The sequence below is a fragment of the Dolichospermum lemmermannii CS-548 genome (assembly GCF_028330815.1).
Taxonomy (GTDB): domain Bacteria; phylum Cyanobacteriota; class Cyanobacteriia; order Cyanobacteriales; family Nostocaceae; genus Dolichospermum; species Dolichospermum lemmermannii.
In genome coordinates this window covers 1-26,125 of the sequence record NZ_JAQMTJ010000146.1, presented here as the reverse complement: position 1 = coordinate 26,125, position 26,125 = coordinate 1, and the positions used below count along the sequence as shown (strand labels likewise).

27 protein-coding genes and 2 tRNA genes are annotated in these 26,125 nt (G+C 39.1%); 9 read left to right on the top strand and 20 right to left on the bottom strand.

Features of this window, described 5'->3' with window-relative positions; all coding sequences use genetic code 11:
- Positions 1–160 precede the first annotated feature (160 nt).
- The 6 genes from PN450_RS09635 to PN450_RS09610 form a co-directional block, all read right to left on the bottom strand.
- The gene (locus tag PN450_RS09635) at positions 161–1,516 is read right to left on the bottom strand and encodes an aminopeptidase P family protein (RefSeq protein WP_271836134.1); all 1,356 of its coding nucleotides are present in this window, start codon (positions 1,514–1,516) and stop codon (positions 161–163) included.
- Positions 1,517–1,590: 74 nt separating this feature from the next.
- Positions 1,591–2,496 (bottom strand): 16S rRNA (cytosine(1402)-N(4))-methyltransferase RsmH, encoded by a 906-nt coding sequence (gene rsmH / locus PN450_RS09630; RefSeq protein ID WP_271836133.1) that lies wholly within the window; start codon positions 2,494–2,496, stop codon positions 1,591–1,593.
- 34 nt (positions 2,497–2,530) lie between these two features.
- The gene (locus tag PN450_RS09625; RefSeq protein ID WP_271836132.1) at positions 2,531–2,932 is read right to left on the bottom strand and encodes an HNH endonuclease; all 402 of its coding nucleotides are present in this window, start codon (positions 2,930–2,932) and stop codon (positions 2,531–2,533) included.
- 219 nt (positions 2,933–3,151) lie between these two features.
- Entirely contained in the window at positions 3,152–3,382 is a 231-nt protein-coding gene (locus PN450_RS09620) for a hypothetical protein (protein ID WP_168466430.1), read from the bottom strand.
- A gap of 58 nt (positions 3,383–3,440) precedes the next feature.
- Positions 3,441–3,863, bottom strand: coding sequence for a hypothetical protein (locus tag PN450_RS09615; RefSeq protein WP_271836131.1), 423 nt, complete (start codon positions 3,861–3,863; stop codon positions 3,441–3,443).
- Positions 3,860–4,306: a hypothetical protein gene (locus tag PN450_RS09610; RefSeq protein ID WP_213718347.1), complete on the bottom strand. Its 447-nt coding sequence runs from the start codon at positions 4,304–4,306 to the stop codon at positions 3,860–3,862. The genes PN450_RS09615 and PN450_RS09610 overlap by 4 nt, the downstream gene beginning before the upstream one ends.
- Before the next feature lie 443 nt (positions 4,307–4,749).
- On the opposite strand from PN450_RS09610, the gene PN450_RS09605 reads away from it, so the two are divergent.
- The gene (locus tag PN450_RS09605) at positions 4,750–5,934 is read left to right on the top strand and encodes an NAD(P)H-quinone oxidoreductase subunit H (RefSeq protein WP_148760876.1); all 1,185 of its coding nucleotides are present in this window, start codon (positions 4,750–4,752) and stop codon (positions 5,932–5,934) included.
- A 118-nt stretch (positions 5,935–6,052) separates the two neighbouring features.
- Here the strand turns inward: PN450_RS09605 and PN450_RS09600 are convergent, their stop codons facing one another.
- The 3 genes from PN450_RS09600 to purT all read right to left on the bottom strand — a co-directional run bounded on the left by PN450_RS09600 (position 6,053) and on the right by purT (position 8,922).
- Positions 6,053–6,706, bottom strand: a complete 654-nt coding sequence (locus tag PN450_RS09600) for a hypothetical protein (protein WP_271836130.1) — start codon at positions 6,704–6,706, stop codon at positions 6,053–6,055.
- A gap of 197 nt (positions 6,707–6,903) precedes the next feature.
- On the bottom strand, positions 6,904–7,722 hold the full coding sequence (gene thiD, locus PN450_RS09595; protein ID WP_271836129.1) for a bifunctional hydroxymethylpyrimidine kinase/phosphomethylpyrimidine kinase: 819 nt from the start codon (positions 7,720–7,722) through the stop codon (positions 6,904–6,906).
- 30 nt (positions 7,723–7,752) lie between these two features.
- Positions 7,753–8,922 carry a formate-dependent phosphoribosylglycinamide formyltransferase gene (purT, locus tag PN450_RS09590; RefSeq protein WP_148760882.1) on the bottom strand — a complete coding sequence of 390 codons (1,170 nt, stop codon included), beginning with the start codon at positions 8,920–8,922 and terminating at the stop codon, positions 7,753–7,755.
- Between the two features lie 138 nt (positions 8,923–9,060).
- Here purT and PN450_RS09585 point away from each other — a divergent pair, with 138 nt between their 5' ends.
- Entirely contained in the window at positions 9,061–9,537 is a 477-nt protein-coding gene (locus PN450_RS09585) for a hypothetical protein (protein WP_148760884.1), read from the top strand.
- 205 nt (positions 9,538–9,742) lie between these two features.
- Positions 9,743–10,354, top strand: coding sequence for a GerMN domain-containing protein (locus PN450_RS09580; protein WP_148760886.1), 612 nt, complete (start codon positions 9,743–9,745; stop codon positions 10,352–10,354).
- Positions 10,355–10,444: 90 nt separating this feature from the next.
- Here the strand turns inward: PN450_RS09580 and accB are convergent, their stop codons facing one another.
- Positions 10,445–10,969 (bottom strand): acetyl-CoA carboxylase biotin carboxyl carrier protein, encoded by a 525-nt coding sequence (accB, locus tag PN450_RS09575; RefSeq protein ID WP_148760888.1) that lies wholly within the window; start codon positions 10,967–10,969, stop codon positions 10,445–10,447.
- A gap of 173 nt (positions 10,970–11,142) precedes the next feature.
- On the bottom strand, positions 11,143–11,700 hold the full coding sequence (gene efp / locus PN450_RS09570) for an elongation factor P (RefSeq protein ID WP_015083621.1): 558 nt from the start codon (positions 11,698–11,700) through the stop codon (positions 11,143–11,145).
- 251 nt (positions 11,701–11,951) lie between these two features.
- On the opposite strand from efp, the gene PN450_RS09565 reads away from it, so the two are divergent.
- Entirely contained in the window at positions 11,952–13,058 is a 1,107-nt protein-coding gene (locus PN450_RS09565; protein WP_271836128.1) for a peptidylprolyl isomerase, read from the top strand.
- A 62-nt stretch (positions 13,059–13,120) separates the two neighbouring features.
- Here the strand turns inward: PN450_RS09565 and PN450_RS09560 are convergent.
- Positions 13,121–13,205: transfer RNA gene (locus PN450_RS09560), tRNA-Ser, on the bottom strand.
- A gap of 58 nt (positions 13,206–13,263) precedes the next feature.
- Entirely contained in the window at positions 13,264–14,193 is a 930-nt protein-coding gene (locus PN450_RS09555; RefSeq protein ID WP_015083623.1) for a TIGR04168 family protein, read from the bottom strand.
- A gap of 667 nt (positions 14,194–14,860) precedes the next feature.
- Here PN450_RS09555 and nadA point away from each other — a divergent pair.
- Entirely contained in the window at positions 14,861–15,826 is a 966-nt protein-coding gene (nadA, locus tag PN450_RS09550) for a quinolinate synthase NadA (RefSeq protein WP_271836127.1), read from the top strand.
- A 19-nt stretch (positions 15,827–15,845) separates the two neighbouring features.
- Here nadA and PN450_RS09545 read toward each other — a convergent pair whose 3' ends face one another.
- The gene (locus tag PN450_RS09545; protein ID WP_168696321.1) at positions 15,846–16,736 is read right to left on the bottom strand and encodes a hypothetical protein; all 891 of its coding nucleotides are present in this window, start codon (positions 16,734–16,736) and stop codon (positions 15,846–15,848) included.
- 1,114 nt (positions 16,737–17,850) lie between these two features.
- On the opposite strand from PN450_RS09545, the gene PN450_RS09540 reads away from it, so the two are divergent.
- Complete coding sequence (locus PN450_RS09540; protein ID WP_015083627.1) at positions 17,851–18,045, top strand: hypothetical protein; 195 nt, start codon at positions 17,851–17,853, stop codon at positions 18,043–18,045.
- Between the two features lie 364 nt (positions 18,046–18,409).
- Here the strand turns inward: PN450_RS09540 and PN450_RS09535 are convergent, their stop codons facing one another.
- The 4 genes from PN450_RS09535 to PN450_RS09520 all read right to left on the bottom strand — a co-directional run bounded on the left by PN450_RS09535 (position 18,410) and on the right by PN450_RS09520 (position 22,697).
- Positions 18,410–19,132, bottom strand: coding sequence for a cyclase family protein (locus PN450_RS09535; protein ID WP_271836126.1), 723 nt, complete (start codon positions 19,130–19,132; stop codon positions 18,410–18,412).
- A 324-nt stretch (positions 19,133–19,456) separates the two neighbouring features.
- Positions 19,457–20,476: an ABC transporter ATP-binding protein gene (locus PN450_RS09530; RefSeq protein WP_271836125.1), complete on the bottom strand. Its 1,020-nt coding sequence runs from the start codon at positions 20,474–20,476 to the stop codon at positions 19,457–19,459.
- A 111-nt stretch (positions 20,477–20,587) separates the two neighbouring features.
- Positions 20,588–21,373 carry a Uma2 family endonuclease gene (locus tag PN450_RS09525; RefSeq protein WP_271836135.1) on the bottom strand — a complete coding sequence of 262 codons (786 nt, stop codon included), beginning with the start codon at positions 21,371–21,373 and terminating at the stop codon, positions 20,588–20,590.
- Between the two features lie 130 nt (positions 21,374–21,503).
- On the bottom strand, positions 21,504–22,697 hold the full coding sequence (locus tag PN450_RS09520; protein ID WP_271836124.1) for a DNA cytosine methyltransferase: 1,194 nt from the start codon (positions 22,695–22,697) through the stop codon (positions 21,504–21,506).
- A 409-nt stretch (positions 22,698–23,106) separates the two neighbouring features.
- On the opposite strand from PN450_RS09520, the gene PN450_RS09515 reads away from it, so the two are divergent.
- Positions 23,107–23,310: a hypothetical protein gene (locus tag PN450_RS09515; protein WP_148760902.1), complete on the top strand. Its 204-nt coding sequence runs from the start codon at positions 23,107–23,109 to the stop codon at positions 23,308–23,310.
- Positions 23,307–23,537 carry a type II toxin-antitoxin system RelE family toxin gene (locus PN450_RS09510; protein ID WP_148760904.1) on the top strand — a complete coding sequence of 77 codons (231 nt, stop codon included), beginning with the start codon at positions 23,307–23,309 and terminating at the stop codon, positions 23,535–23,537. Before PN450_RS09515 ends, PN450_RS09510 begins: the two co-directional genes overlap by 4 nt.
- Positions 23,538–23,597: 60 nt before the next feature.
- On the opposite strand, the gene PN450_RS09505 is transcribed toward PN450_RS09510, so the two are convergent.
- Together PN450_RS09505 and PN450_RS09500 are read right to left on the bottom strand one after the other, a co-directional pair.
- A complete protein-coding gene (locus PN450_RS09505; protein ID WP_271836123.1) occupies positions 23,598–24,212 on the bottom strand; it encodes a chorismate lyase in 615 nt (204 codons plus the stop codon).
- Between the two features lie 162 nt (positions 24,213–24,374).
- Positions 24,375–24,457: transfer RNA gene (locus PN450_RS09500), tRNA-Leu, on the bottom strand.
- Positions 24,458–24,738: 281 nt separating this feature from the next.
- Between PN450_RS09500 and accC the strand changes: the two genes are divergently transcribed.
- Positions 24,739–26,085 (top strand): acetyl-CoA carboxylase biotin carboxylase subunit, encoded by a 1,347-nt coding sequence (accC, locus tag PN450_RS09495; protein WP_148760908.1) that lies wholly within the window; start codon positions 24,739–24,741, stop codon positions 26,083–26,085.
- Positions 26,086–26,125: the final 40 nt, after the last annotated feature.

Genomic DNA, 26,125 nt, shown 5'->3' with positions numbered 1-26,125 from the left:
TTTTTAATGTATCAATAAACCCCTCTCCAAACCTCTCCCCGACGCGGGGAGAGGCTTTGAAACCCCCATTCCCTTGTAGGGAAGGGGGGAAGGGGGGTTAGGTTTCGGAGATTGTTGGTTTCATCTAATACTTTTCAAACAGCCTCTTAGCATACCATATTTAACAAGCAACTAAATCTTCAATAGCACTGGCTTGATTTGGTAATGCGGCTGTTAAAACCTCACTTCCTGATTGTGTAACTAATACATCATCTTCAATGCGAATTCCCCGCACATCTGAAAATTGTGCTAATCGTTCCCAATTGACTAAGTATTGATATTGAGAACGAGTTTTTGGATCATTTAAAATTGCAGGAACTTGATAAAATCCTGGTTCAATTGTCACTAACATTCCTGCACGCAAGGGACGATTTAACCGTAAATAACTTAAACCAAAACGACTACTTCGGCTTCTTCCTTGATCATAGCCAGCAATGTCTCCCAAATCTTCCATATCATGAACATCTAAACCTAAAAGATGCCCAATTCCGTGGGGAAAAAATAAAGCATGAAGATCCATTTTTACTAAATCTTCTGGTTTACCTCGTAAAATTCCTAAATCTACCAAACCTTGAGCAATTACAGTTGCTGCTAATAGATGAATATCTGCATATTCTACACCAGGAGCTATATTTTGAATACAAGCATCATGGGCGGCTAAAACAATATCATAAATGTCTCTTTGGGTAGATGAAAACTTCCCAGAAACAGGCCAAGTGCGGGTAATATCCGCCGCCCAACCCGTCGCGGTTTCCGCACCTACGTCAGCTAAAAGTAAATCCCCTGGTTGTAGAAAGTGGTAATAATGATTATTGTGTAAAACTTCACCATGTACTGTCACAATACTATTGTAAGCAGTGGTCATATTTTCACCCATAATTACTGCTTCCATTGTGGCACGGACTTCGGCTTCGAGTTTAGCTGAAGGTGTTGCCGCCATTCCTGCTTTGTGGGCTGTTACACTCACTGCCGCAGCTTTACGTAATTCCACTAATGCCGCTGCGTCGTTGGTAAGTCGGAGGGAAACAATGGCTTTTGCTAGTTCTAAATCAATTCCTGACAGTGGATTTTTTGGTAAAATCCGGCGATTTAAAAGTTGGGTTTGCTGTGTCCAAGTAGTTGCATCTTGTACTGGTAAAGTCGCCGCATTTTCTAAATAATTTCCTAATTCTGCCATTGTCTTGGCTTCATCCGCGCCTATTTTGGCAGCAATTTCTTCCCGGCTGGGGGTTTCTCCATGCCACAAGGCGCTACCGGGGTGGGGGTCATCTATAAATAGTTGTAGCTTGCCACTTTCTAGGCGAATGGCGGCGTTTTGCAGGGGAATTCCGGCGAAATAGAGAAAATGGCTATTGGCGCGGTGGGGGAAGGTGTTGGCGGGGAAGTTACGAGGACTGCTACCACCTGACCACAGAACGGCGGGAAAGTCTATAATTTCTGCGAGTTTTTGGCGACGGTGACGGAGGGTGGTTTGCATGGGAAATCTAGATTAAGGTTTCGCGCAAAGGCGCTAAGGAGCAAAGGCGCAAAGGAAGAAGGAGTTTAAGGGTGTCAATTATCTATATTTTTCTTTTCTGCTATTCTCAATTTAGCAGAACGGGAACGGGGGTTTTGTTTTATTTCTTCTTCTGTGGCAATTATGGGTTTTTTTGTCAATATCCTCAATAATGGGGAATTTCTCAAGCCATGTTTAACTGGTCTGTCTTCTAAGCTGTGAAAGCTGATTATTGCGATTCTTCCTTCAGGAATAAGGGCGTTTGGGGCTTTTTCTATGAGGGTTTCTAGGACTTTTAATTCGTCGTTGACAGCAATTCGTAAGGCTTGAAAAACACGAGTTGCGGGGTGAATTCTCCCATGTCGATATTTAGGGGAGACGGAGTATGCGATCGCATTTGCTAATTCTGTAGTAGTATTAAATGGTCGTTTTTCAACTATTCTTCTGGCTATTCTTCTGGAAAGTCTCTCTTCACCATATTTAAAGAAAATATCCGCTAATTCTTTTTCGTCCCATTCATTTATAATATCTCCAGCGGTGAGGGATTGTTGTTGGTTCATTCGCATATCTAAATTTGCGGTATTTCTAAAACTAAAACCTCGTTCTGGATTATCTAAATGATAGGAACTTACTCCTAAATCGGCTAAAATTCCATCATAACTATTTTCGATAAATTGGTAATTGGCAAAGTTGCTATGAATAAAATTAACTCTATCCCCAAACTCTGATAAATTCTCTTTTGCGGCTTTTAAAGCATCCTCATCTTGGTCAACACAAGTTACTTTTACATCTTCAGCAGTTTCTAATATTAAGCGACTGTGACCACCACCACCAACGGTTAAATCTAAATAATTTCCACCAGGTTGGATATTTAAACCTGTAATCACTTCTTGACTGAGAACGGGAATATGGGAAAATGTAACTTCTTCTAAATCTAGGGGTGTTTGTAAATCTGGTTGCATTATAAAATTATGGCTAATAGAAATTAAACATGGTTTATTCTTTTTCCCATCGATCATCAATAGGTGGATGCCAGCCTGCTGTTAACCAAAGTTGACGAGAATTTATAATAAACCCATCATCATAATTTTGATCATTAAAATCAAAACGACTACAAGTTGCACGACCTATAGAAGTTCTTCCAATAATATTTAACCCATTTTTTTTCCATATAAAATGCTCTGACCAATTTTGATTTCTAGGATTAAATAACGGAACTTCTGTTTGTGTTTCTGGATCAATCCCATTTCTAAAATTATACCGCCTTTGATTACAACGATGACAAGCTAAAGCTAAATTATTGAGATCATCTGATCCTCCTAAAGATTGGGGAATAATATGATCAATGGTAAATGGTGTTGCATTTGAGCGTTCTGGTGAATGACAATATTCACACAAATATTTTGCCCTTTTAGAGGATGTTTTAAAAGTTTTTAATGTGTAAACAGACCCCTCTCCAAACCTCTCCCCTGGTAGGGAAGAGGCTTTAAAACCCCCATTCCCTTGTAGGGAAGGGGGGGAGGGGGGTTAGGTTTTTGGAGATTATGGGTTTCATATAATACTTTTCAAACAACCTCTTACGGACATTTAAACGAACAGAATTATTAATAACCACAATTAAGAAGCGAGTTTAGCGTTGATAAAACTGAAAATTTTTTCTAATTCCAACAAACCAGATAATTCTGCTTGTTCATCTGGATTAAGTAAATTTTCTTTATTTTTTTCTAATAGTTCCTCTAAACGAATCTGTAACTCTTCAGTAAAGGAAAAAGGACGAAATTGATCTGAAAGATTCAGGTTTATTCCATTTGGTAGCCAAGATGAGGGTTGTTTCATTAATTCTTTCATGGATATCTCCTTAATTGACAATTTTGGTTAACTAAGTTTAGATAATACTTTTGGTTTATTAAAATGTAACTGCTTTTTGCTTTTCAATGACAGGATTAAAATCAATTTCTTTCCAATCTTTAAATAATTCAGCAATTTGTTCAGGTGTTGTAAAATTATCTGTGAAATATTCAAATTTGCCAAAATTAAGATTGAGAAAAAAACTCAAAAAACTACAATGATCTTTTGCACCAAAACCAAGTGGACAATCAACACGCCAATTATCTATACTTGTTCCATATTCATGAATAATATCACAGATTTTTTCAATTTTACTAGAATATTTATGACATAATTCTAATAATTCAAAAGCATTTTTACCGATTTCACAAAATAACTCTATTGCTTGATAGGTTAAATTGGTAGGACGATATTTAAAATCAACTAATGATTGACAAATATCTAAGGCTTTTAAAAACTTTTGTTTAGATGTTCTGTTCATTTTTGCTTATCTCCTTTAGTTATAATTATAGACCAAGGGTATTCATTTTGAGCTATTTTATGAGCATCTAATTGATTTAAACCTTGATTAATTACCAAGTCAGATTCCAAAATTTCGTGCTTTAGTAAAACCTCATCACTATCAATTTCTTCTCCTAGTGTCATTCTTTCCCAACTTTGAGCCATACGTAAATCAGGGATAAATTGATTTTGTAATACTCCCTTACCAAAAGCATACTGTTTAGCTCTTTCAATATCCTCAAAATTTAATTGATACCGATTGGCTATTTTGAGAATATCATCTTCTGATTCTATAATTTTATCATAAGCTTTCATAGCCTCTTTGAGATATTTTTTCTCAAGTTTATTCAAATGTGACCATCTATCTGTAAGATAAATTTCATCATTAGGTTGATTGGGGTTAGATGCTGGAATATTAGACAATTTATTAAGGAATCGTTAGTTGAATTGACAAAATACTTCTATGAGTAATTTTTTAGCCATAGATATTAATTAGGGTAATTATAAATTAAATCTATGTTGCTACGAGGATAAAATCAGCAAAATCACCAAGACCTTGATACAATTTTAGTCTAGTCATCCAAACCGCGAAGATTTCTCCCCATTCCCACACCCCCCAGGTACATGAAAAAAAATCCAGATTCTCAATCCCTGATATATCAAGCTTCCCTATAATAATTGAAGTAGCGGCACAAAATAAAACATCAAGTCCAAAACCGACTCTGCTATTCTCTCTCCAACGTCACCCTGTAGAGATAATCTAGAAATTATCCCTATAAGCTAAATTTTGGCAGACAATAACAATCGCAGCAGGTTAATCTTAGCGGGTCAATTTACAACATCCACAACGGGAGAACAGCAAATCTATGAGTAGAATAGAAACCCGCACCGAACCAATGGTGCTAAATATGGGACCTCACCACCCATCAATGCACGGGGTTTTGCGACTAATTATGACCTTAGACGGTGAAGATGTCGTTGACTGTGAACCAGTCATAGGCTACCTACACCGGGGAATGGAGAAAATTGCCGAAAACCGTTCGACAATCATGTACGTCCCCTACGTCAGCCGTTGGGACTACGCTGCGGGGATGTTTAATGAGGCGGTGACAGTCAACGCACCAGAAAAATTAGCAGGTATCACCGTACCCAAACGCGCCAGCTATATCCGCGTGATTATGCTGGAACTAAACCGCATTGCTAACCACCTATTATGGTTTGGTCCGTTCCTTGCTGACGTGGGCGCACAAACACCCTTTTTCTACCAATTCCGGGAACGGGAAATGATTTATGATCTGTGGGAAGCCGCCACTGGCTACCGCATGGTAAATCACAACTACTTCCGCGTGGGTGGTGTTGCTGCTGATTTACCCTATGGTTGGGTAGATAAGTGTTTAGATTTCTGCGACTATTTTATCCCTAAAGTTGATGAATATGAACGTTTAGTTACCAATAACCCGATTTTCCGCCGCCGCATTGAGGGTTTGGGAACTATTACCCGTGAAGAAGCGATTAACTGGGGACTTTCTGGACCAATGTTACGCGCTTCTGGGGTGAAATGGGATTTACGGAAAGTTGACCACTACGAATGTTACGATGATTTCGATTGGGATGTTCAGTGGGAAACCGTTGGTGATTGTCTTGCTCGTTACATGGTACGGATGCGAGAAATGCGCGAATCTGTAAAAATCATTCGTCAAGCCATTGCTGGCTTACCCGGTGGTCCCTACGAAAACCTGGAAGCAAAACGGATAATGGCTGGGAAAAAATCTGAATGGGATGCTTTTGATTATCAGTTTGTTGCTAAAAAAGTTTCTCCTACTTTCAAAGTTCCCCAAGGTGAAATTTACTCCCGCGTTGAAAGTGGAAAAGGAGAATTGGGAATTTATTTAGTAGGTGATAATAATGTTTTCCCTTGGCGCTGGAAAATCCGCGCCGCAGATTTCAACAATTTGCAAATTCTTCCTCATTTACTGCGGGGAATGAAGGTTGCGGATATCGTTGTTATTCTTGGTAGTATTGACGTAATTATGGGTTCTGTTGATAGATAATCAATCTTGATACTCCAGGAATTAAATGTGTATCTTCTGGAATCCTTGTAGAGATGTTCCATGGAACGTCTCTACATTATTGACCACCTAATGTCTAATTGTTTTTAATTTTTAATTTTTAATTTTTAATTGTTGAAGGTTGAATCTGATTTTGGAATAAAGGACGGACAATTAAATATCCAGCCGCAAAACCAGTTAGCATAATGAATATAATAGTAATTACTAGCCATAACCCATTTAATCCTTTTGTCTGAGACTGAGGATTAGGAGAATAACGGACTTTCTTTTCTTCTATCAATACTTTTTCTGATACTGGAAAATTAACATCTTTTGTTGGTGTAACAGACTCCTGACGACCGTTTTGGGGAGGTGTAGCTTTTATTACTGCTTTTCGACGAGGGGTAGTAGGCTGTTGTCGTGGAGGTGCTGTTGTCACGGTTGGCTTATTTGTATATCTCACCTCCTGATGATTACGGGGTGTAGGTTGAGGTAGATATTCTTCCTCGTTATGAGGACGCGGTGGTGCGGGAGGGCTGGGTGCTGAAGTCTCAACTAATTTTTTTAGTTCTAAGCAAGATTCAATAACTTTAGTTATTTCTTGACGCAGTTGTTGATTTTCCTGGGATAATTTTTGATTATGACTGGTAACTACATTTAGTTTAGATTGTACTGCTTGTAACTCCGCTGTCAATTCTCGGTAAACCCAAAGGGGAACAGAGGGAGGGTAGTTGTTAGGTGGTTGACTATAATTAGATCCTGTAGTTGTTTCCATGGATATTTTAGTATCAAAATACAGTAGTTAGAGTAAGGATAATCAGGAGCAGAATATAGTTATTGATGAAATTATGCCCAAAAATAAGGGAAAAATGCCCGTAACTATTTTTCTGCGTATTTCTGGGATTAAATAATTAAATCTATCAGTATAGTAACTAATTATATGTGATTAATACAACTTTTTAAAAAATTGGTTTATTTGATCAATAATGGGAAAAAGTGGCCTACTGGTCCTTGTCCTTTGCCAATATCTAGAGAATAGGTAAGAGCATTTGTAACATATTCTTTTGCGGCTTGTACTGCTGTCCAGAGGTCTTTACCTAAAGCTAGGTTAGCAGCAATGGCCGCTGATAAAGTACAACCTGTGCCATGAGTATTTTTTGTCTCTACCTGTTTCGTTCTCAAAATCTGCAATTTTTCTCCATTAAACCAAACATCAACACCCCGCAAATTTCCAGACATTCCTCCACCCTTGACTAAAACAGCCTTTACTCCCAATTCCCTATGCATAATTGCCGCTGCTGCTTGCATATCTACTAAAGAAGTAATTTCTAACCCGCTTAAAATCTGCGCTTCATAGCGATTTGGAGTAATAATAGATGCTAAGGGAATCAGAGTATTCCGTAAAGTTTGCACGGCATCATCATCAATTAATTGCGCTCCTGTGCGTGATACCATCACAGGATCAACTACTAAATTATTAATTTTATAAGCTGCTATTTGCTGGGCTACAGCCAAGATAATTTCTTGGTTAAGTAACATTCCCGTTTTTGCAGATTGTACGCCAATGTCTTCTAAAACCGCCTGAATTTGGGCGACAACAGCTTCGGATGCGATCGCATCAACCCTGCTGACTCCTACAGTATTTTGGGCTGTAATGCAGGTAATAGCACTTGTTCCGTGGACGCAGTGAAAAGCAAAAGTCCGTAAATCGGTTTGAATTCCCGCACCCCCACCACTATCAGAACCGGCAATTGTTAAAGCAACAGGGACGAAAGTTTTGTTTGTTGTCATGATAGAGTTTCAATATTAAAAATAAATATATCAATTTATTTTCACCTGACTAGCTGCTTTTGTAGCCTTTTCTCTAGCTTCGGAAATATCCCCACCTTTTGCTAAAGCTACACCCATACGACGATAAGGATGAGCCGTAGGTTTACCAAATAACTTAATATCTACATCTTTTTCGGCTAAAGCTTCAGCTACACCAGTAAAAGTAATAGAATCAGACTTTTCGGAAGCTAAAATTACCGCACTTGCTGAAAATCCTAACTGTTCAATATGGGGAATTGGTAAACCTAAAATGGCTCGGAGATGTAATTCAAATTCATTCAAATTCTGAGAAATTAATGTCACCATTCCTGTATCATGAGGTCGAGGAGACAGTTCCGAAAAAATCACCTCATCTTTAGTAATGAAAAACTCAACACCAAAAATTCCCGCACCACCTAAAGCATCAGTAACTTTTTTGGCAATTTCTTGAGATGCTAAAATTTTATCTTCAGAAATAGCTGCGGGTTGCCAAGATTCTTGATAATCTCCTCTTTCTTGACGGTGGCCAATGGGATCACAAAAAATCGTGGGTGCGTTCCATTGTTTAATTGTCAGTAAAGTAATTTCAATTTCAAAATTAATGAATTCTTCAACAATTACCTTTTGGCTATCACCACGAGAATTAGAAATAGCATAATTCCAAGCTTTTGCGACTTCGCTGCTGTCATTAACTACAGATTGACCTTTTCCAGAAGATGACATCACAGGTTTTACAACATTAGGAAAACCAATTTCTTCGGAAATGATAATTAATTCTTCTAAAGTAACTGCATAACCATATTTAGCAGTTCTAATTCCTAATTCTTGATGTGCTAATTCTCTAATTCTGTCGCGGTTCATCGTGTAGTTAGTCGCCGCTGCTGTGGGAATAACTGTAATTCCTCTTTGCTCAAATTCTTGTAATTTTTCAGTTCTAATTGCTTCAATTTCAGGAATAATAAAATCGGGCTGATGTTTATTTACGACTGCTTCTAAATCATCAGCACTCAGCATAGAGATAACTTCTGCACAATCAGCCACCTGCATCGCCGGAGCATCGGCATATCTGTCCACAGCAATGATATAATTGCCTAAACGTTGAGCAGCAATTACAAATTCTTTTCCTAGTTCACCTGAACCAAGCAGCATTAATTTTTGGGGTAGTTTTAGTGCCTTAATCATGAATTAGATAATTTTTTATAGGTAGATGGGGTATATTCTACATTATTTTGCCTGTATTTTGATAAACAACTGTTCCTAAAGCAACTCCTTCCCCTCCTGCTCATACTCCTGAACTATTAACTACACTTAACTAAAATAATGACCGAAAATATTGATAACTCCACCCATTTAACACAAAAATGGTTAGCCGAAATTCAGTCTCTGACACAACAGATGACGAAATTTCAGCGTGAACGAGATGAAGCTTGGGAAAGTTCGCAAAAATGGCGACAACTTTATAATACCGAAGCAGAGCAACGACGTGCAGATACGAAAATGCACCAGGAAGCCATAGCATCTGTAAAAGCTGAAGAACAAAAATTTTTAGGTGTCAATACTGAAATAGGTACTGACAGCACCACAGCTATTCAGCAACAAATTGCCCAATTTAATTCTATAGAAGAGTTACAAACTCAATTATTAGAAGTTATTCAAGAACGTGATTGTTTATTACAAGCTTTGAAACTAGAGCAAGAAAATCACGCTCAAACCCGCAAAGGTCTGACCACAGCCTTAGGGGATGCTATTGATAGTCTGGCACGTTCCAGGGCAGATAGGAAGGATGCAGAGGTTTGATGAAAGTTTTTCCAGAAACCATAGGATTTAGATAAAGGGAAAGCTGACGGACTTGAAAAGATAACTCTACAATTGGAGTGAGAAGGGGGAGTGATTAACAATAGCAGTTTATATACAAATCAAAGCATCTATTTAAGATATAACCTTTATAAACAGGCTAATTATCTTACTACTATTTCCATTCTGAATCCAGTAGGTTTTATATATGAATAACCAACAAAGAACTAACGGTATTTCTGCCGGTGCGGTAGCAGCTATTTCCGCAGCCGTAATAGCAGTAAGCGGTGGTGTGGCTTGGTTTTCTGGACAGACTCCAGATACTCCCACACCTACCAATTCTTCACAAACTATTAAGCAGCCAGTCAAGCAATCAACAACCCAACAAGGTAATGAACAGACTGCTAGTATATATTGGCTCAGATCCCAGGAAAATCGGCTGGATTTAGTTCCCCAACCTGTTAAAGTTGCAGCTACCCAACCCAACCAAGTTTTAGAGGCAGCATTTAAAACCTTATTAGCAGGTCCAGGTGAAGGCACAGATTCTACTACTATTCCCCAGGGGACTCAACTATTGGGACTAAAAGCCGAAAACAATGATATTCATGTGAATTTATCCGCAAACTTTACCACTGGCGGAGGTAGCACTTCCATGATGGGGCGTGTGGGACAAGTTGTATATACTGCTACTAGTTTAAACCCTAAAGCCAAAGTATATATTCAAGTCAATGGGAAACCCTTAGAGGTTTTAGGGGGTGAAGGTGTGGAATTACAACAACCACTCACCCGCGAAAGTTTTCAGAAAAATTATCCGCTTTAGTCAGTTGTTAGTAGGGGCGAAGCATTTGGAAGATAAATTATCGGTCATTGCCAAAAATAGTTCTCCAAATGCTTCGCCCGTACAGTTGTCTTAATCAGGGTTAATTCTCATTAAAGGCTGACCATATTCTACGGGTTCGCCATTTTGAACTAAAATTTCCATTACCTGTCCAGAGACTTCGGCTTCAATTTCGTTCATCAACTTCATTGCTTCAATTATACAGACACTTTGACCAGCTTTAACGCGATCGCCTACTTCCACGAACGCTGCTTCTCCTGGGGCTGGGGAGCGGTAAAATGTCCCTACCATTGGTGATGGGACTTCAACCAATTTTTGATTAATTGGTGAAGAAGAATGAGGAGGTTGTGCTAATGAATTATCAACAACTTTATTGATTACACCCCCCTCAGAGATTGAACTTGGTAACGCTGTAGATAGCAACTGGGTTACACTGGCACTCCCTACAGCACTAACCGTTCCTTGGGCATTATTGCTAAAACTGACAGCTTTTCGGACTGTTAGCTCAAATTCATTATTTTTGAGAGTAACTTCCGCAATATCTGTTTGGGCAATAGTTACTAATAGCTGACGGATTTCATTAAAGTCTAATGTCACAATTATTTTACCTCCACCTAACTGTTAAATTAAAATTCTAATTAAGGCAGGGATTTAATCCCTCTATAAAAAAGGGATTGAAATCATTAGCACCAACTTGAGATTTTGGACTTCGCTCAGTTGAACGATTTTATGCCTGACTATTCCCAGTTGGTATCAAAAAAATAGGAAAATTATTCCCTGCCTAAATACTTATCTTCCCTAGTATCAATTTTTATGCGTTCCCCTTGGGCAATAAACAAAGGAACCATGATAGTTGCACCAGTTTCGAGAATTGCGGGTTTAGTACCACCTGTGGCAGTATCACCTTTAACACCAGGATCTGTTTGCACAATTTCCAAAACTACAGAATTAGGTAGTTCTACTTCTAGAACTTGTTCGCCCCAGCGAATCACGTTAACTTCCATACCTTCCTTTAGGTACTTGACGCGATCGCCAATTTGTGCTGAAGTTAATCTACCTTCCTCATAAGTTTCCATATCCATAAAGATAAACTCATCGCCTTCTTTATAGGTATGTTGCATCGTCACTTTTTCCAAAGTCGCTTGAGGAACGCTTTCCCCAGCCCGAAAAGTTTTTTCTAACTGTTTCCCAGTTTGAACACTTTTTAATGTTGTCCGTACGAAGGCAGAACCCTTGCCTGGCTTAACGTGAAGAAAATCTATCACGCGCCAAACCGAACCATCTAATACAATTGAAACACCAGGTCGAAAGTCGTTACTAGAGATCATGAAACTTTCAAATTTTGCAAGACAATCGGCATTTATTGTACCCTTCCCGCGCCATAAGTTGTTAGTTGTTAATTGTCAGTGGTCAGTTGTCAGGAAAGAAGCAACAGGTAATAGGCAAAATTAATATTTCTTCCCCTACTTCCCCTACTTCCCACTTCCCCTGCCTCTCTGCCCCCCAGTCCCGCAATATGGGAAGATAATCAATGAATTACTTCCAGTCAACACTTTGATGCTGAAGAAAGGGAAATTTCATGTTGAACTTATTTAAGTCCTGGGTGAAGAACAGCCTAAAGGTAATATTGCTATTAACAATATTTTTAGGCACAGGTACGGCTGGGTGGACTCCCACTAGTAACGCTGGACTACCAGCGGGAAACGCAATTACCGACGGGAAGGCTCTGTTACGCTATGCACTGCCGATAGATAATCAACCTGTACGTAAACTACAAGCTAGTTTAGAAGACATTTCTAACCAACTGCGGGCAAATAAACGATGGGGTGCAGTTAATAATGACCTCAAACAGGCATTGCGGATACTCGATAAACCTTCCCAAATATTAGCAAGCGTTCCGGAAGAACGCCAACCTCAAGCCCAAGCTTGGATGACTGAATTGAAATCTGGCATCATAGAACTGCAAGAACTTGTTAAAACTAAACAAAAAGAACCCATTCTTGATGGCAGAGCTAAATTACTGAATCTTGTTAGTTTGTTAGAAGAATCAATGGTGACGAAATTCCCCTTTGAAGTTCCGGCTGAATACAGTAACTTACCCCAACTCAAGGGACGAGCTAGGATTGCTTTTAAAACCAATAAAGGCGATCTTACTGTAGTTGTAGATGGCTATAGCGCCCCTGTGACTGCTGGTAACTTTGTTGATTTGGTCCAACGAGGTTTTTATAATGGTTTAGAATTCACCCGTTCGGAAGAATCTTACTTTCTCCAAACTGGAGATCCTGTAGGTAAGGAAGCCGGTTTTATTGATCCTCAAACTGGCAAATACCGGGCTGTTCCCTTAGAAATTTTAGTCGCAGGTGAAAAAGAACCAACCTATGGCACTACTCTCGAAGAAGCTGGGCGTTATTTAGATATGCCGGTTTTACCTTTTTCTTCTTTTGGTGCTTTAGTGATGGCCCGGCCAGAAAATGAAGCTAATGGTGGTTCTTCCCAGATTTTCTTCTTTTTGTTTGAACCAGAACTTACTCCAGCGGGACGTAATCTTTTAGATGGTCGTTATGCTGTTTTTGGTTATCTGACTGAAGGTAGAGAGATCTTAGATAAACTTAAAGCTGGTGACAAAATTGAATCAGCAACCGTTGTTCAAGGCATAGAAAATTTACTTCAGCCTCAAGCAACCTAATCAGAAATTAAAATCGAAATGTAGGGACGTTTAATCAAACGTCTCTATTTTCCCAAAAAAAACGGAGAGGGGGAGATTCGAACTCCCGGAAGCTTTCACTTCACCTGATTTCAAGTCAGGCGCAATCGACCACTCTGCCACCTCTCCAAATTATTTGCCAGGATTGTGGAATACAAAAACTGACAAATAACATTATAACCTATAATTACAAAATTTGCACTACTGAAACTGAAGAATCATAAAAAACTTCTTCAGCAGCAATTTGGAAGTCTTTACCCACCCAAACCAGAGCAGCTTTTGTTACTACACCCCCCTCCAAAGAAACTAGAGAAAAATTCCGTAATTTCACACCATCTTGCTGAATAATCCGGGGGACGGTGGCAGCATTTAAGTAAATAGTTCCTTCTGGACTTCTAAATACAGCCTTCCTTTGCAGCTTTTTAGTATGGCGCAAAGTTCGGTGCATATGACCAAAAGCGACTAAAGAAACAGTTTTCTTCAGGTTGAGACTTTGAGAAATTGCTTCCGCTAAATCAGGATCACCAAAATCACCGCCAATGGGATGCCAATCTTTGCCACAAGGGTCCTCAGCGCGATCGCCTAAACCACTCGGTCCATTGTGTCCTAGAAAAATAATATGATCACAAGTAACACTTTTTACTACTTTGACGATTTTATCTGCGGACTCCTCCAAACTAGAGACACCATACCGTTCTTGACACATTTGGGCAAATCTCCATTCCGGTCCTCCCCAGGTAAAAGGACGACCACCCACCACAGTTAAATTCCAAGCCGGAAAATCCAACTTACCATAACCAACTTGGGCAGATCCCAATAAATCTAATTGTTCCTGTACCCAGTCTTCCTTGGTGCGGTCATAAGGACATTTTTTGCGTCCCCATTCAGTGGCCGAGTACCAGGCATCGTGATTGCCCATTACCGCTGCTTTGGGAAGATCCAGGGAAGCGATCGCTTTTACCACTTCCACCGACTCATTCCCGAAATCTCCGACAAACAGCACTAAGTCCACACCCAGGTGCTTGAGTGCTATGCCGTCTTCCACTTCCCATTGGTCGTGAACATCGCCAATTACAGCAATTTTGATAGGTTTTGATGGAGTTTTCTGACTGGTCATGCCACTTTAAAAAGCCGTATATCTCCAGGATTTGACACTTTCATGGCTAAAGCCACTGAGATTTTGCGGACAGATTTAGATGAAGGGTTTAGCCCAATCCAATCTCGCTGCGACCGCCAAACGCCGCCTAGACGCTCAAAACAACTGCCAATCAAGGTGTCGAAATTGCGCTTACTTTTATTGTTTTCAGTGTTTTCAGAATCCATGACTAAGCCAAGACTCGGTACGCTCCACACCCTGCCATTACTCGCTCTTTCTTGTCAATACTGCCGTTAGGACTTGAACCTAACCGTTGTTTCATAGGAGCCGGGATTTCTCCGTACTAGGATGCTTAAACACATAGATGTTTTTTGTTCTTACTCACAATTTGATTCTAACATACCACAGGGATTAAAATCCCTCGTGTCGCTTATATCTCAGGGAGCCAAGCCGCGCTCGTTTTACGCTTACCGGATGCTCTTATAAAAAACCAATACGATTAAAATCGCCGGAGTCGCTTGCCTCTCAGAGCTAAAGCCGCGCTCGTTTGCCACTTACCGCGAGGTTTTATGAAACTCTACCGGATTTGGACATAAATTGCTAGGATCAATCCCTCACTATTTTTGGTAAAAACTACTATAATTAAATTCACAAGGTAATAATTTGTAATTAAAAGCAGTTTTTAATTGTGTTTACAACTACACTTACTCAACCAAAATCAGGGACTCTCCCATTAGATTTATTTGCTGCTATTGCGGATCTGAAAACAGAACTCAACGCCGTGATCTTAGCCCACTACTATCAAGATCCCGATATTCAAGATATTGCCGACTTTATCGGTGATTCCTTACAATTAGCTAGAGCAGCAGCCAATACGAAAGCAGATGTAATTGTCTTTGCTGGTGTTCACTTCATGGCCGAAACCGCCAAAATCCTCAACCCTGATAAATTGGTGTTGTTACCAGATATCAATGCAGGTTGTTCTTTAGCAGATAGTTGTCCTCCTCAAGAATTTGCGGAGTTCAAAGACGCACACCCAAATCATTTAGTTATTTCCTATATTAACTGCTCTGCCGAAATCAAGGCCATGAGCGATATTATCTGTACCAGTTCCAACGCTGTGAAAATTGTGCAGCAAATACCCCAAGAACAGCCGATTATTTTTGCCCCAGATCGGAACTTGGGACGGTATGTGATGGAACAAACCGGACGGGAAATGCTGTTATGGCAAGGTAGCTGTATTGTCCATGAGACTTTTTCGGAAAAGAAAATAGTCCAGTTACAAATTACACATCCTCACGCGGAAGCGATCGCCCACCCCGAATGTGAAACCAGCGTATTGCGTCACGCCAGCTTTATTGGCTCTACAGCCGCCTTACTTAGTTATTGTCAAACCAGCCCTAGCCAGGAATTCATCGTGGCTACAGAGCCGGGAATCATTCACCAGATGCAAAAATTAGCACCTGACAAACACTTTATTCCCGCACCCCCGCAAAGTGATTGTAACTGTAACGAATGTCCATTTATGCGACTAAACACCTTAGAAAAACTGTATTTAGCCATGAAAAATCGCACCCCAGAAATTACCTTACCAGAAGAACTCCGCACAGCAGCACTAGGACCAATGCAACGGATGTTAGAAATGAGTGTGTAGTTGAAGTTAAAAATTTAACTTACGATTTACCCTTTTCCGCTGCCTTCTGGGCTGCTTCACTAAACTTTTTATACAACTTAGTTCTAATCCGTGCTTCTTGATAGCGGCTGTGACTAGGTGACACCTGACTCATTAAATCAGAAGCCCGTTGCCAATTAGCAGCTAATTCCAACCACTGAGTTGAAGTTATTGCTGTTTTACCAGCCGTAGTAGCTTGGTTAGCTAGTCGCACAGAGGCTACAAATGGATCATCAGATGGAATAGAAAAACTTTGGCTAGGAGGACGATTCAACAATTGTGGTGGACTTTGGTTTGCTGTTTGGGAAGATTGAGAACCTGTGAATGGTGAGAGATCTTTCAGCGGATTACCTAACCAAGAATCTAGCAGCCAAGCTAGTAAAATTACTGAAGATAAACCAGAAACCCCGATAACTAAAGTTTTGATCGAAATTTTCCCTTGATCTGGATTCTTGAGTAAAGATTGGGGTTTCGCTAAAATAGGTTTTCTTGATTTGGTATCAGCTTCAGTTAAATCTGGAATTAACCACTTAAACAAATTTGGTTGGGATACTGTAATTTCCTGTGACCATAATAATTGGTTATCAGTATCACGGTGAATTTCCTCTAACCACAGCAATTGTTCTTCTTTAACAATGCGACTATTGATGTTAACTCGGCGAATGTGACGTGGTGCAAGCGAGTCCAAAATTTGTTGAATTTTTGGCACTAAGGTAGATTGCTCCAGTTGCTCTACCGTGGCTGCTTCGCACAAAAGTTGTAAAACACCATTCACAAAAACTGCTCTAGTTCTGACACTAGACATAACTAGCCTTTCATTCAAGACTTGAATAATTGCCGCAACGCTACCCTGATGAGCTTGCCAAGCGATATCATTTATCCGATCTACCATTTGATATTTAGTGATAGCTCTTACACCCTGACCTGTGAAATAACATAACCCAAGTTGCTAGTTATCTAATTTTAGGCAGGGAAAAAGGTAATTGGTAACTACTTTTGCCTTTTTGCCTATTCTCTCTTCCCTTTTACCTCTTGCCTTTTTCCAACTAGCAATTTAAATATACATTCAATTTGCATATATCAATGTAAATTTGACCAACTCTATATTCTATTTGCTCAAGTGCAAATTGCCACACTTGATATCCTGCTAGGGATAAATGTAATCCATCTGTAGTTAATTCAGAATGCAAGTTACCATTAATATACGTAATTTCACCCGTCGTTGTTTTGTTCCTTGTGCGTATTCACTACTTTTTCTGATGACAGCGTTAACTAAGTGAATTCAGGAAGATTTCGATTTCTGTCTATTTTGCTAGTTCACAATATTTAATATTATTAAGCAATACAACGCTATTAAATCCTATTAATCGTTAAAAATATTCTCCCGTCAGGATTAATCAACACTAAAATTTGGGATTATTGAATTTACACAGCTTGCTGTATAAGCCTTACAGCTTTTTGCATATTCCTTTGTAACATCATTTTTCAATGTCTTATCCCTTGATGAGCCACTAAATTTTGAGTCTCATACTTTTGGTAGATGACAATTATGAATGGTTTGTGATGTAAGTTGTAAGGAAAATTAATAAATAATTATATCAGCATCAATTTTTGTTCATAAAAAAATAGAAGTAAAACGCTAGAAAGTCTACTGGATAAGATTAAAATAGCATATTATTTTTTTCCATAAATATGTTTATTTATACATACTTATGAAAATATTTTACTATTAACACAAATAAAAAATACGTAGTTTTATTGTGTGATTGTAGTAACATGACTATGTGCAGCAAAGTAAGTAAGCTGTGAAATGCTTGCTACATAAGGGTTATGCTCGTAGTTTAAAAGTTAGATTTGCAGAATTATTGAGTCTGTTTGCTATTTATAGTCTGGATTAGACATATAAAGATTTATCGAAACTAAAGTAGATCAATTCCGGGGATGTAGAATAACCTTGCAAAAAGTGCTAAGATTTATCCGAAGTCTTTAATGTTTCCTTTTATAACGTGGCTAGAGCTAGTACAGCAATCGGTGTATCTCCCATCATTAAGGAGATTGTGCAAAAACAGGCACATTCAACTCGCTTAACTTTAAAAGAAGTTATTCTCATGGGAATGTTGGCAATTGATAAGTTAGATGACCAAAATTGTCAAGAATTGGCAGATCAAGTTCATCAAATGCAGGTTAATGGTGAAATCTAAAACTGCTGGCAAGAGTCTAAAATTCAAAGTCTCAAGCCTCCAGTTCTCAAGCTAAAGTTAGTTGCAAGGGTAGTTGTGTGATTTATCAAATTTCTACTCTTGACTAAAAAAATAGCAACTTCCCATTCAGTAATTCTCAATCAGTTCAAAATCTAACTTGCAGTATTGCTAAAAATTAGTAATATAGCACTTCCCGGTGTTATGAGGTACATATCTAGCGGGCAAGATGCCCGCACTACAAGAGTTTCATGATTCAACTTTGTACCTCATAAGAGCGGAAACCGCTGTAAGTTGCATTATGTTAGAAACAATAAAGGGGATCTATTTTTAGATCCCCTTTATTTGTTCAGAAGTGCATAGAAATTTAAAATAATGCTATTATCCCAGCGGGAGAACCAGAACCTCCGCTCAACCTAAGAATCCCAATGATTAAGGTAGTACCTTGGGGTGGTAACTGATCTAAATTGGTGAGATTTTCGATCACAATTAGCGATCGCTCCAGCAGCAAACGATTAATAGTAAAATTGGTATCCTGCCCAGAATCTACACCGTGAGTATCAATGCCCACTCCGGTAATTTGCTTATGTGTAATTAAAAACTCAGTTACATCATAGCTAAAACCGGGAAAGTGCATTTTGCCATATTTATCTTGGTTAAAAAACGCTTTTTGATTTAACCATTTTTCTTGCCAACCAGTATATAGTATCACTAAACTACCTGGGGGAATTTCCCCAAATTCAGTTTCCCAAGTGTGGATATCGCTAATAGTCAAGACATAATCAGCATTCACTGCCGCTTGTTCGCAAATATTGATAACTATAGCAGGTAATATTAATGATGATGCTGGATATTGGTCAATACTTGCACCGTTTGGATAGAAACTATTGGGGGCATTAATATGAGTGGCACTATGTTCTCCCAATGCAAAGCGTCGTAAGTAATAACCATCATCTTGAATTTTTGCAACACTGGTAAATTCTACGGAAGGATCACCAGTCCATGTGGGTATATTTGTATCAATTCGATGGCTGAGATGGATAACGCGAGAGTAACTAATATTACTTAATTGTTGGGGATTTTTGCTCAAAGGATTTATTCCTAAGTTTAGGATATTTTAACAAATAATCCCCCAAGCCTTTTCACTTCAAGGTAATGGGGGGGAATTTTAATGTTGCAGCAAAAAGTGAATTTAATTTCAGTGAACAACAAAAAAGTTAAGTTTTGAATAAGGAAGAGTTAATTTTACGCAAACTTTCTCAAATTCAGGACTATGACAAACCAGATGCCGATAACCTCACTTGCTTCAAAATTAGCATTTAGCTGTTTGGCTTTTTCGTCTAAATATGGAAGACAGAGCCTTCTGGAATTCATTCCCATACAGAGTATGGGAACGAGAAAATCCCTGTTCCCTCTATCTCATATTTTGCTTCTTTTCAGCTTTAGGATCACGATTAGCGACAGCGGCTAATTCAGCATCCATTAAGGTTTTCCCGGTGGCAGCTAGGTAGACATCATCTAAACTAGGACGAGATTGGGCAATGCCAAAAATTGGTAAATTGGCATTATTTAACGCCTGTTGAATAGTTATTAAAACGTCATTTTGGGGGGTGACTACTAAATTTAAGGAGTTACCTTGAGCGCTGTTGATGATGATTTCTTGGACAAAAGGTAAAGCCGCTAAAAGATTTTTTGCGGTTTCGGCTTCTTCACTGGGGGAAAATTCGCGGATTCTTAAAGTGATGCGATCGCCTCCTACCTGATCTTTTAACTGAGATGGTGTACCATTAGCAATAACCAAACCTCTATCTATAATTGCCAATCTATCAGCTAAAGCGTCCACTTCTTCTAAATAATGGCTGGTAATCACAACGGTAGTTCCCGCAGCCCGCAATTGACGCAGGAAATCCCAGACTATCACCCGGCTTTCAATATCTAAGCCTACGGTGGGTTCATCTAATACTAAAACATCCGGCGCGTGGAGTAAACCCGCAGCCAAATCTAGCCGCTTACGTAAACCACCGGAATAAGTGCCGGTTTTTTTATCTGCGTATTCTTGTAAACCCAGTAAATCCAAAATAGTGTTAATTCGCTGTTTAATCAGCGCACCGGGAAGATGATAAAGTGCGGCTTGTAATTGTAGTAACTCCCGGCCAGTTAGGACTTTATCTAAAGCTACTTCCTGGGCGACATAACCTAGCTTTTGTCGGGCTAGTTTGGGGTGATCTAAGACCGAAATGCCGGAAACTTCAATTTTGCCAGCATCAGGGGTTGTCAGGGTACACAAAGCCCGGAGAGTGGTTGTTTTTCCAGCCCCATTGGGTCCTAGTAAACCAAATATTTCTCCAGGTTGGACTTGAAAGGAAACATCCTGAACTGCAACTACATTACCGTAGCTTTTTTTGAGATTTTCGATGAAAACGGCAGCAGCCATAACAGCTATAATCCTTAACTATACAATTCGCAACAATCTATCTTTATATTGTACAAGTTGGGGATCTTTGATCGCCCAACTTCTTGAAGAAGTCGGGGATGTCAATGGAAGTTAGTCGGAAATACCTGCATCTCGAAGGCGTTTTTCTAACTCTTCCAAGCGTTTTAAGGCAGATTCTTTTGCAAGTCGTTCTTGATTCGCTTCTTGTTGGGCAGTTTCCTTAGCAAGTCGTTCTTGTTCCTTAGCAAGTCGTTCTTGCTGCACTAACTCAGAACCCCAAAATAGCAAATTACCATCTTGATCCCACCAACGTAACCAGTAACCTTGACGGTTTTCGCGTTTTCCTTGCCAAACACCAATAAATAATTCCATTTCAGTTAACCAGTAACGGTTATTTTCATCTGGAGATCGTAATTTATAGTGTCCATTTTCATACAAGTGATATATTTCTAATTCACCGATATCTGGTTGAAAAATGATGTAGTTAGGAACTTGTAAAACTTGTTCATAATAAAACCATTTTCCGGGGGGATAAGTGTGTTTATTAGAATATTCACTACCATCGCTATCAGATAGAAATTCCATGACCACCGCAGGAATTTGTCCCTGTTTATGGGGGGTGTAACTGCGTTGAATTTGTTCTCTAGACACTGTAATTTGCGGCACGTAAGCCCAGTCAGGGGCTTTGATGACAAATTTACCATTTACGGTGGCACAGATGCCGTAATTGGTGGTAGCGATGGCAGTTTCTGGAAGTTTACCAGCCAGTTCTAGGCTTTCCGTGAGTGCGGCTGCTAGACTGGGTTGATTGACATTATCCACAGATTCATCGTCTAAAACGAAGTCTTCGGGTAAGAGTTCCCAAGTGATTTTGGTCGTCGAAGCACTTACAACCATAGGAAACACAAATAAGGGATTAAATTCTAGTATAGCTTGTGATGGATATGACAATTATAAAATTCCTCCCATAGCTGGTAAAGAATTTGGGGATATGATTCATCTTGAATATGATCATAAATTGGCTGAGTTAGCTGCAAAGTAAATTCGCTAAAGAAAATAGAGAGAGTTGTTCAGTAACTTCTTTCCCTTTTGGTTGATTTCCCTGCATTGAATTAATCAGATATTCACCAAGTTCTTTCGCAAGTAACACCGGAACTGCATTACCAATTTGTTTATATTTAGAACTTATCGAACCATGAAAAATCCAATCATCAGGAAAAGTTTGAATTTTCGCAGACTCGCTCACAGTTAAAGGACGAAGTTCTACAGGGTGACACATATCTGTAGCTTTTTGTTGGGGACTAGTTGTGATAGTTGGTGAAGGTTTATCCCAAGATAGTCTTCTGTAAAAACCAACTTTTCCCCCACCAGAATTATAAGCACCTCCCATTGCTTCCTTTTGTAATCCTTCTGGTAAATTTTTCCAATTTTGTCCCGCTGCTAATAATCTTAAAAACTTGAGCCGATTTTCTGAATAACTAATAAATTCTGGTTCAATATCTACAAAATCTGTTAACGCATCTTTTAAAGTTTTCCACTTTGGTAAAATTTTCCCATCTTTACTATATTTAGCTAGAGGAAATGTAGCAGTTTCACCATCTCTAGAACCAATAAAAACTACACGGGATCTATTTTGAGGAACACCATAATCTGCTGCTTCTAAAAGGTTGTAAACTACGTTGTAGCCTAATTCTTTCATTTCTGCTAAAACTACTTTTAAAGCTGCACCATTCATTTCATCAAGTTCCAAAGCTGGGTAATCTTTTCCTCTTTGATTAATAGGACGATGACGCAAAGAAGCAGAAAGTAAACCTCTGACATTTTCCATTAAAAAAAATCGGGGTTGGACTTCTTTGACAATGCGGATAAAATCCATAAATAAACTCCCGCGTGGGTCCATAACTGAACCCCGTTTTCCTGCGGTACTAAATGGCTGACAAGGGGGACCACCCGTGACTAAATCTATTTCTCCTGGAAGTAAAGCACGACCTAAATTTAAAACTCTTCCGCCTTCTTCTAGTAATTCTTGAGAAGTAACTTTTTCTAATTCTCTGGGAATAGCACTTTCTTGGAGATAAGGTCTATTAAGAGCAATTGTTTTGACTGCATCACGGTCTTTTTCAACTACACTAACAGTATGAAATCCTGCTTGTTCTAGTCCTAAATCTAAGCCATAAGCACCTGTAAATAGGGAAATGCAAATAGGTTGATTATTGATCATGTTGGCACTATAATTTATTGAGATGATATATTATAGCCACAAATTCTCTAGCAGATGAATCAATATCTGAATATAAAATGAGAATGAGTCGAATATAGGAAAGAATTTTGGGGATACGAGTGATGGTAAAACTTAGAACAGCAGACAATACAGGAACTAAAAGGGCAAAAATGGTACTGAGGACAGGTAGGACTGTCTGAAGTATAAAAGGAAGAATTAGTGGCATAAAAGAGTAGTGAAGATAAAGTAATTAGTTTAGTGAATGCTAAAAACATTTTATCAAAGTTGAATTAACACTAAAGTAACCGTTATCGTAATTATCAGGAATAAAAGAACGACCCAAATTCAGCTTGATAAAAATATGCTACATTAAATGTAAATAGTAAAATACTAATCCTATATAAACAAAATGCAAACTAATCAATATCCATTCGCTCAAGAATTGATTACTGATATTGAAGGTAATATCAAAAAAGTAGTCATGGATTTTCACGACTATCTAAGGTTGCTAGAAGCTATAGAAGATGAAGGACTTATTCTAGCCATGAAAGAAGTAGAAAATGAGACACCATTACATTTAAATGAAGCTTTAGCGGAATTAGAAAAAGAGTGAATACCCAGTATCTACCAAGTTTTATTAAAGATTTAAAAGCGCTCAAAAGTACACCTTACTATGAGTCTATTAAGAAATTTGCTTTTGAAGAAATAATCGAAATATCAAATTTTGCAGAAATCACAAATATCAAAAAACTTCAGGGATATGATAATGCTTATCGGATTCGCATAGGTGATTATCGTCTTGGTATTATTTTTGATGGTGAAACATTAAAAGTCTATTAGTTTCCGCAACTGCTGTAGATGTAACCTTTCTCTGGTTTTGGGGATTAGTAATTGAGAGGATTAACTTTCATAATTCATAGCGCCTAAATATTTAGTTAAAAAAGGCGAAAAAACCTCATAAATCAAAGTTAGCGGTTGTCCATGATGCCAAAACAAATAATGGCGACCCCAAAAAGGTCCTTGTTCCTGAAAACCTGACTCTAACGCTTCTGAGTTACCATAATAAATGCCTTGAACGTCTCTATATAACTCAGTTCGTAACCGCGCTAAACTTGCCCAAATCGGCAAAGACTTGTTTTGTAAATACTCATCTACATGACTTGCTTCCCACCAAGAAGCAGCATAATATAACCGCTGACCGGAAGCAGTTCGCACCCAAACCTGTCGGCGCACTCTTGGACCCGGTAGCATCTGCATCATAGTTGGTGCATTATCAGTATTCATGCCAATTGCTGACATATCAATTACATCTACCTCCGTTGGTTCACCCGTCAATAGTTGGACGTGTCGAGTCGGAGAACCATCACCCAAAAGCAATAATTGCCAAGTAGGAGCTAACTGACTGTGAGGTAAACCGCGTTTAATAGCTTCCTCCCCACCTTGCCAAATGGGAGTTAGACAATGCCAAGCGCTGGGTAAGATTAAATCATTTGTGGGATTAAAAGTAGTAGTCAATGTTCTTTACAAAAGTTTATATATATTTCTATGAATAGCACAAAAACCAGCATCACTAAAGAAGCTGGCAAAGAATCAAAAATATGGATTTTTATCAAAAAATGTAAACCCGCTGCTATAATCATTTTTCTGACATAACAGCGGGTTATTTACATTCAAAAATGCGGATGGCGAGACTCGAACTCGCAAGGGCTATGCCCACACGCACCTCAAGCGTGCGCGTATACCAATTCCGCCACATCCGCGCGGTTTTGAACACAGATTAGAGTATAACATAAAAAAATCTCTCAAATACAATATTTTTCCAATATTTCCCAAATATTTTTTGAATGGGTATGAGACTAACAGAAATATAGTTACAGCACAAGTCATATTAAGAGGTCTAGCAAAGATGCCAGATAATCCAATAGTCTGCTAAGAATGAGGTTTGGGAATCTCCTGTCACGATTTGCAGTAATGCAACCGCTTTATGTCAACAGGATAGGAGAAAATGTCAATCTACTGGTACTGATATCGCAACTCGAAAATGAAATTTGATAAAATATTAATTGCCAATCGAGGAGAAATAGCCCTTCGCATTCTCCGTGCCTGTGAAGAAATGGGAATTGCCACAGTTGCTGTTCACTCCACTGTTGACAGAAACGCGCTGCACGTCCAACTTGCAGATGAAGCCGTTTGTATTGGTGAACCTGCCAGCAGTAAAAGTTATTTGAATATTCCCAATATTATTGCTGCGGCATTAACGCGCAATGCCGGTGCCATTCATCCTGGGTATGGTTTTTTATCAGAGAATGCCAGATTTGCTGAAATTTGTGCAGATCATCATATCGCTTTTATTGGACCTACACCCGAATCTATCAGGCTGATGGGGGATAAGTCCACCGCTAAAGAAACCATGCAAAAAGCTGGTGTTCCTACAGTTCCCGGTAGTGAAGGGTTAGTAGAATCAGAAGCAGAAGGATTAGCGATCGCTCAAAAAATTGGTTATCCTGTAATGGTTAAAGCTACCGCCGGTGGTGGTGGTAGAGGAATGCGGCTTGTCCGTTCCGAAGATGAATTTGTGAGACTATTCCTCGCGGCTCAAGGGGAAGCAGGAGCAGCTTTTGGTAATTCAGGCGTTTATATAGAAAAATTTATTGAACGTCCCCGGCACATTGAATTTCAGATTTTAGCGGATAACTACGGCAACGTGATCCATTTAGGTGAAAGAGATTGTTCAATTCAGCGTCGTAACCAAAAACTCCTAGAAGAAGCCCCTAGTCCGGCTCTTGATCCAGATTTACGGCAAAAAATGGGAAAAGCTGCCGTTAAAGCTGCCCAGTCTATTAACTACAGCGGTGCTGGAACTATCGAATTTCTTCTAGACAAATTCGGTAAATTCTATTTCATGGAAATGAATACCCGGATACAAGTTGAGCATCCAGTTACAGAGATGATTACTGGTATAGATTTAGTGGTTGAACAAATTCGCATTGCTCAAGGGGAAAGACTAAAGCTGACACAAAAAGAAGTGGTTCTTCGAGGACATTCTATTGAATGTCGCATTAACGCCGAAGATCCAGATCATGATTTTCGCCCAGCCCCCGGTAAAATTACTGGTTATCTGCCACCTGGAGGACCAGGAGTGCGGATTGATTCCCACGTATACACGGATTACAACATTCCCCCTTATTACGACTCCCTGATTGGCAAATTAATTGTCTGGGGACCAGACCGAGCTACAGCAATTACCCGCATGAAACGCGCATTGAGAGAATGTGCCATTACTGGAGTCCCGACAACCATTCCCTTTCATCAAAAAATTATGGAAAACTCCCAATTTTTGCAGGGTAATATTTACACCAGCTTTGTTCAGGATATGAAAATGCTGTAATGGGTGATTGGTGATTGGTGATTGGTGATTGGTGATTGGT

Coding starts and splice junctions, on each gene's coding strand:
- PN450_RS09530 (WP_271836125.1), bottom strand. CDS start 20,476: ATGGCTGCTGCCGTTTTCATCGAAAATCTCAAAAAAAGCTACGGTAAT.
- PN450_RS09620 (WP_168466430.1), bottom strand. CDS start 3,382: ATGAAAGAATTAATGAAACAACCCTCATCTTGGCTACCAAATGGAATA.
- PN450_RS09520 (WP_271836124.1), bottom strand. CDS start 22,697: ATGATCAATAATCAACCTATTTGCATTTCCCTATTTACAGGTGCTTAT.
- PN450_RS09585 (WP_148760884.1), top strand. CDS start 9,061: ATGACCGAAAATATTGATAACTCCACCCATTTAACACAAAAATGGTTA.
- purT (WP_148760882.1), bottom strand. CDS start 8,922: ATGATTAAGGCACTAAAACTACCCCAAAAATTAATGCTGCTTGGTTCA.
- rsmH (WP_271836133.1), bottom strand. CDS start 2,496: ATGCAACCAGATTTACAAACACCCCTAGATTTAGAAGAAGTTACATTT.
- PN450_RS09600 (WP_271836130.1), bottom strand. CDS start 6,706: ATGGAAACAACTACAGGATCTAATTATAGTCAACCACCTAACAACTAC.
- PN450_RS09615 (WP_271836131.1), bottom strand. CDS start 3,863: ATGAACAGAACATCTAAACAAAAGTTTTTAAAAGCCTTAGATATTTGT.
- PN450_RS09635 (WP_271836134.1), bottom strand. CDS start 1,516: ATGCAAACCACCCTCCGTCACCGTCGCCAAAAACTCGCAGAAATTATA.
- PN450_RS09565 (WP_271836128.1), top strand. CDS start 11,952: ATGTTGAACTTATTTAAGTCCTGGGTGAAGAACAGCCTAAAGGTAATA.
- PN450_RS09605 (WP_148760876.1), top strand. CDS start 4,750: ATGAGTAGAATAGAAACCCGCACCGAACCAATGGTGCTAAATATGGGA.
- PN450_RS09525 (WP_271836135.1), bottom strand. CDS start 21,373: ATGGTTGTAAGTGCTTCGACGACCAAAATCACTTGGGAACTCTTACCC.
- PN450_RS09545 (WP_168696321.1), bottom strand. CDS start 16,736: ATGGTAGATCGGATAAATGATATCGCTTGGCAAGCTCATCAGGGTAGC.
- PN450_RS09515 (WP_148760902.1), top strand. CDS start 23,107: ATGCAAACTAATCAATATCCATTCGCTCAAGAATTGATTACTGATATT.
- PN450_RS09555 (WP_015083623.1), bottom strand. CDS start 14,193: ATGACCAGTCAGAAAACTCCATCAAAACCTATCAAAATTGCTGTAATT.
- thiD (WP_271836129.1), bottom strand. CDS start 7,722: ATGACAACAAACAAAACTTTCGTCCCTGTTGCTTTAACAATTGCCGGT.
- efp (WP_015083621.1), bottom strand. CDS start 11,700: ATGATCTCTAGTAACGACTTTCGACCTGGTGTTTCAATTGTATTAGAT.
- PN450_RS09580 (WP_148760886.1), top strand. CDS start 9,743: ATGAATAACCAACAAAGAACTAACGGTATTTCTGCCGGTGCGGTAGCA.
- accC (WP_148760908.1), top strand. CDS start 24,739: ATGAAATTTGATAAAATATTAATTGCCAATCGAGGAGAAATAGCCCTT.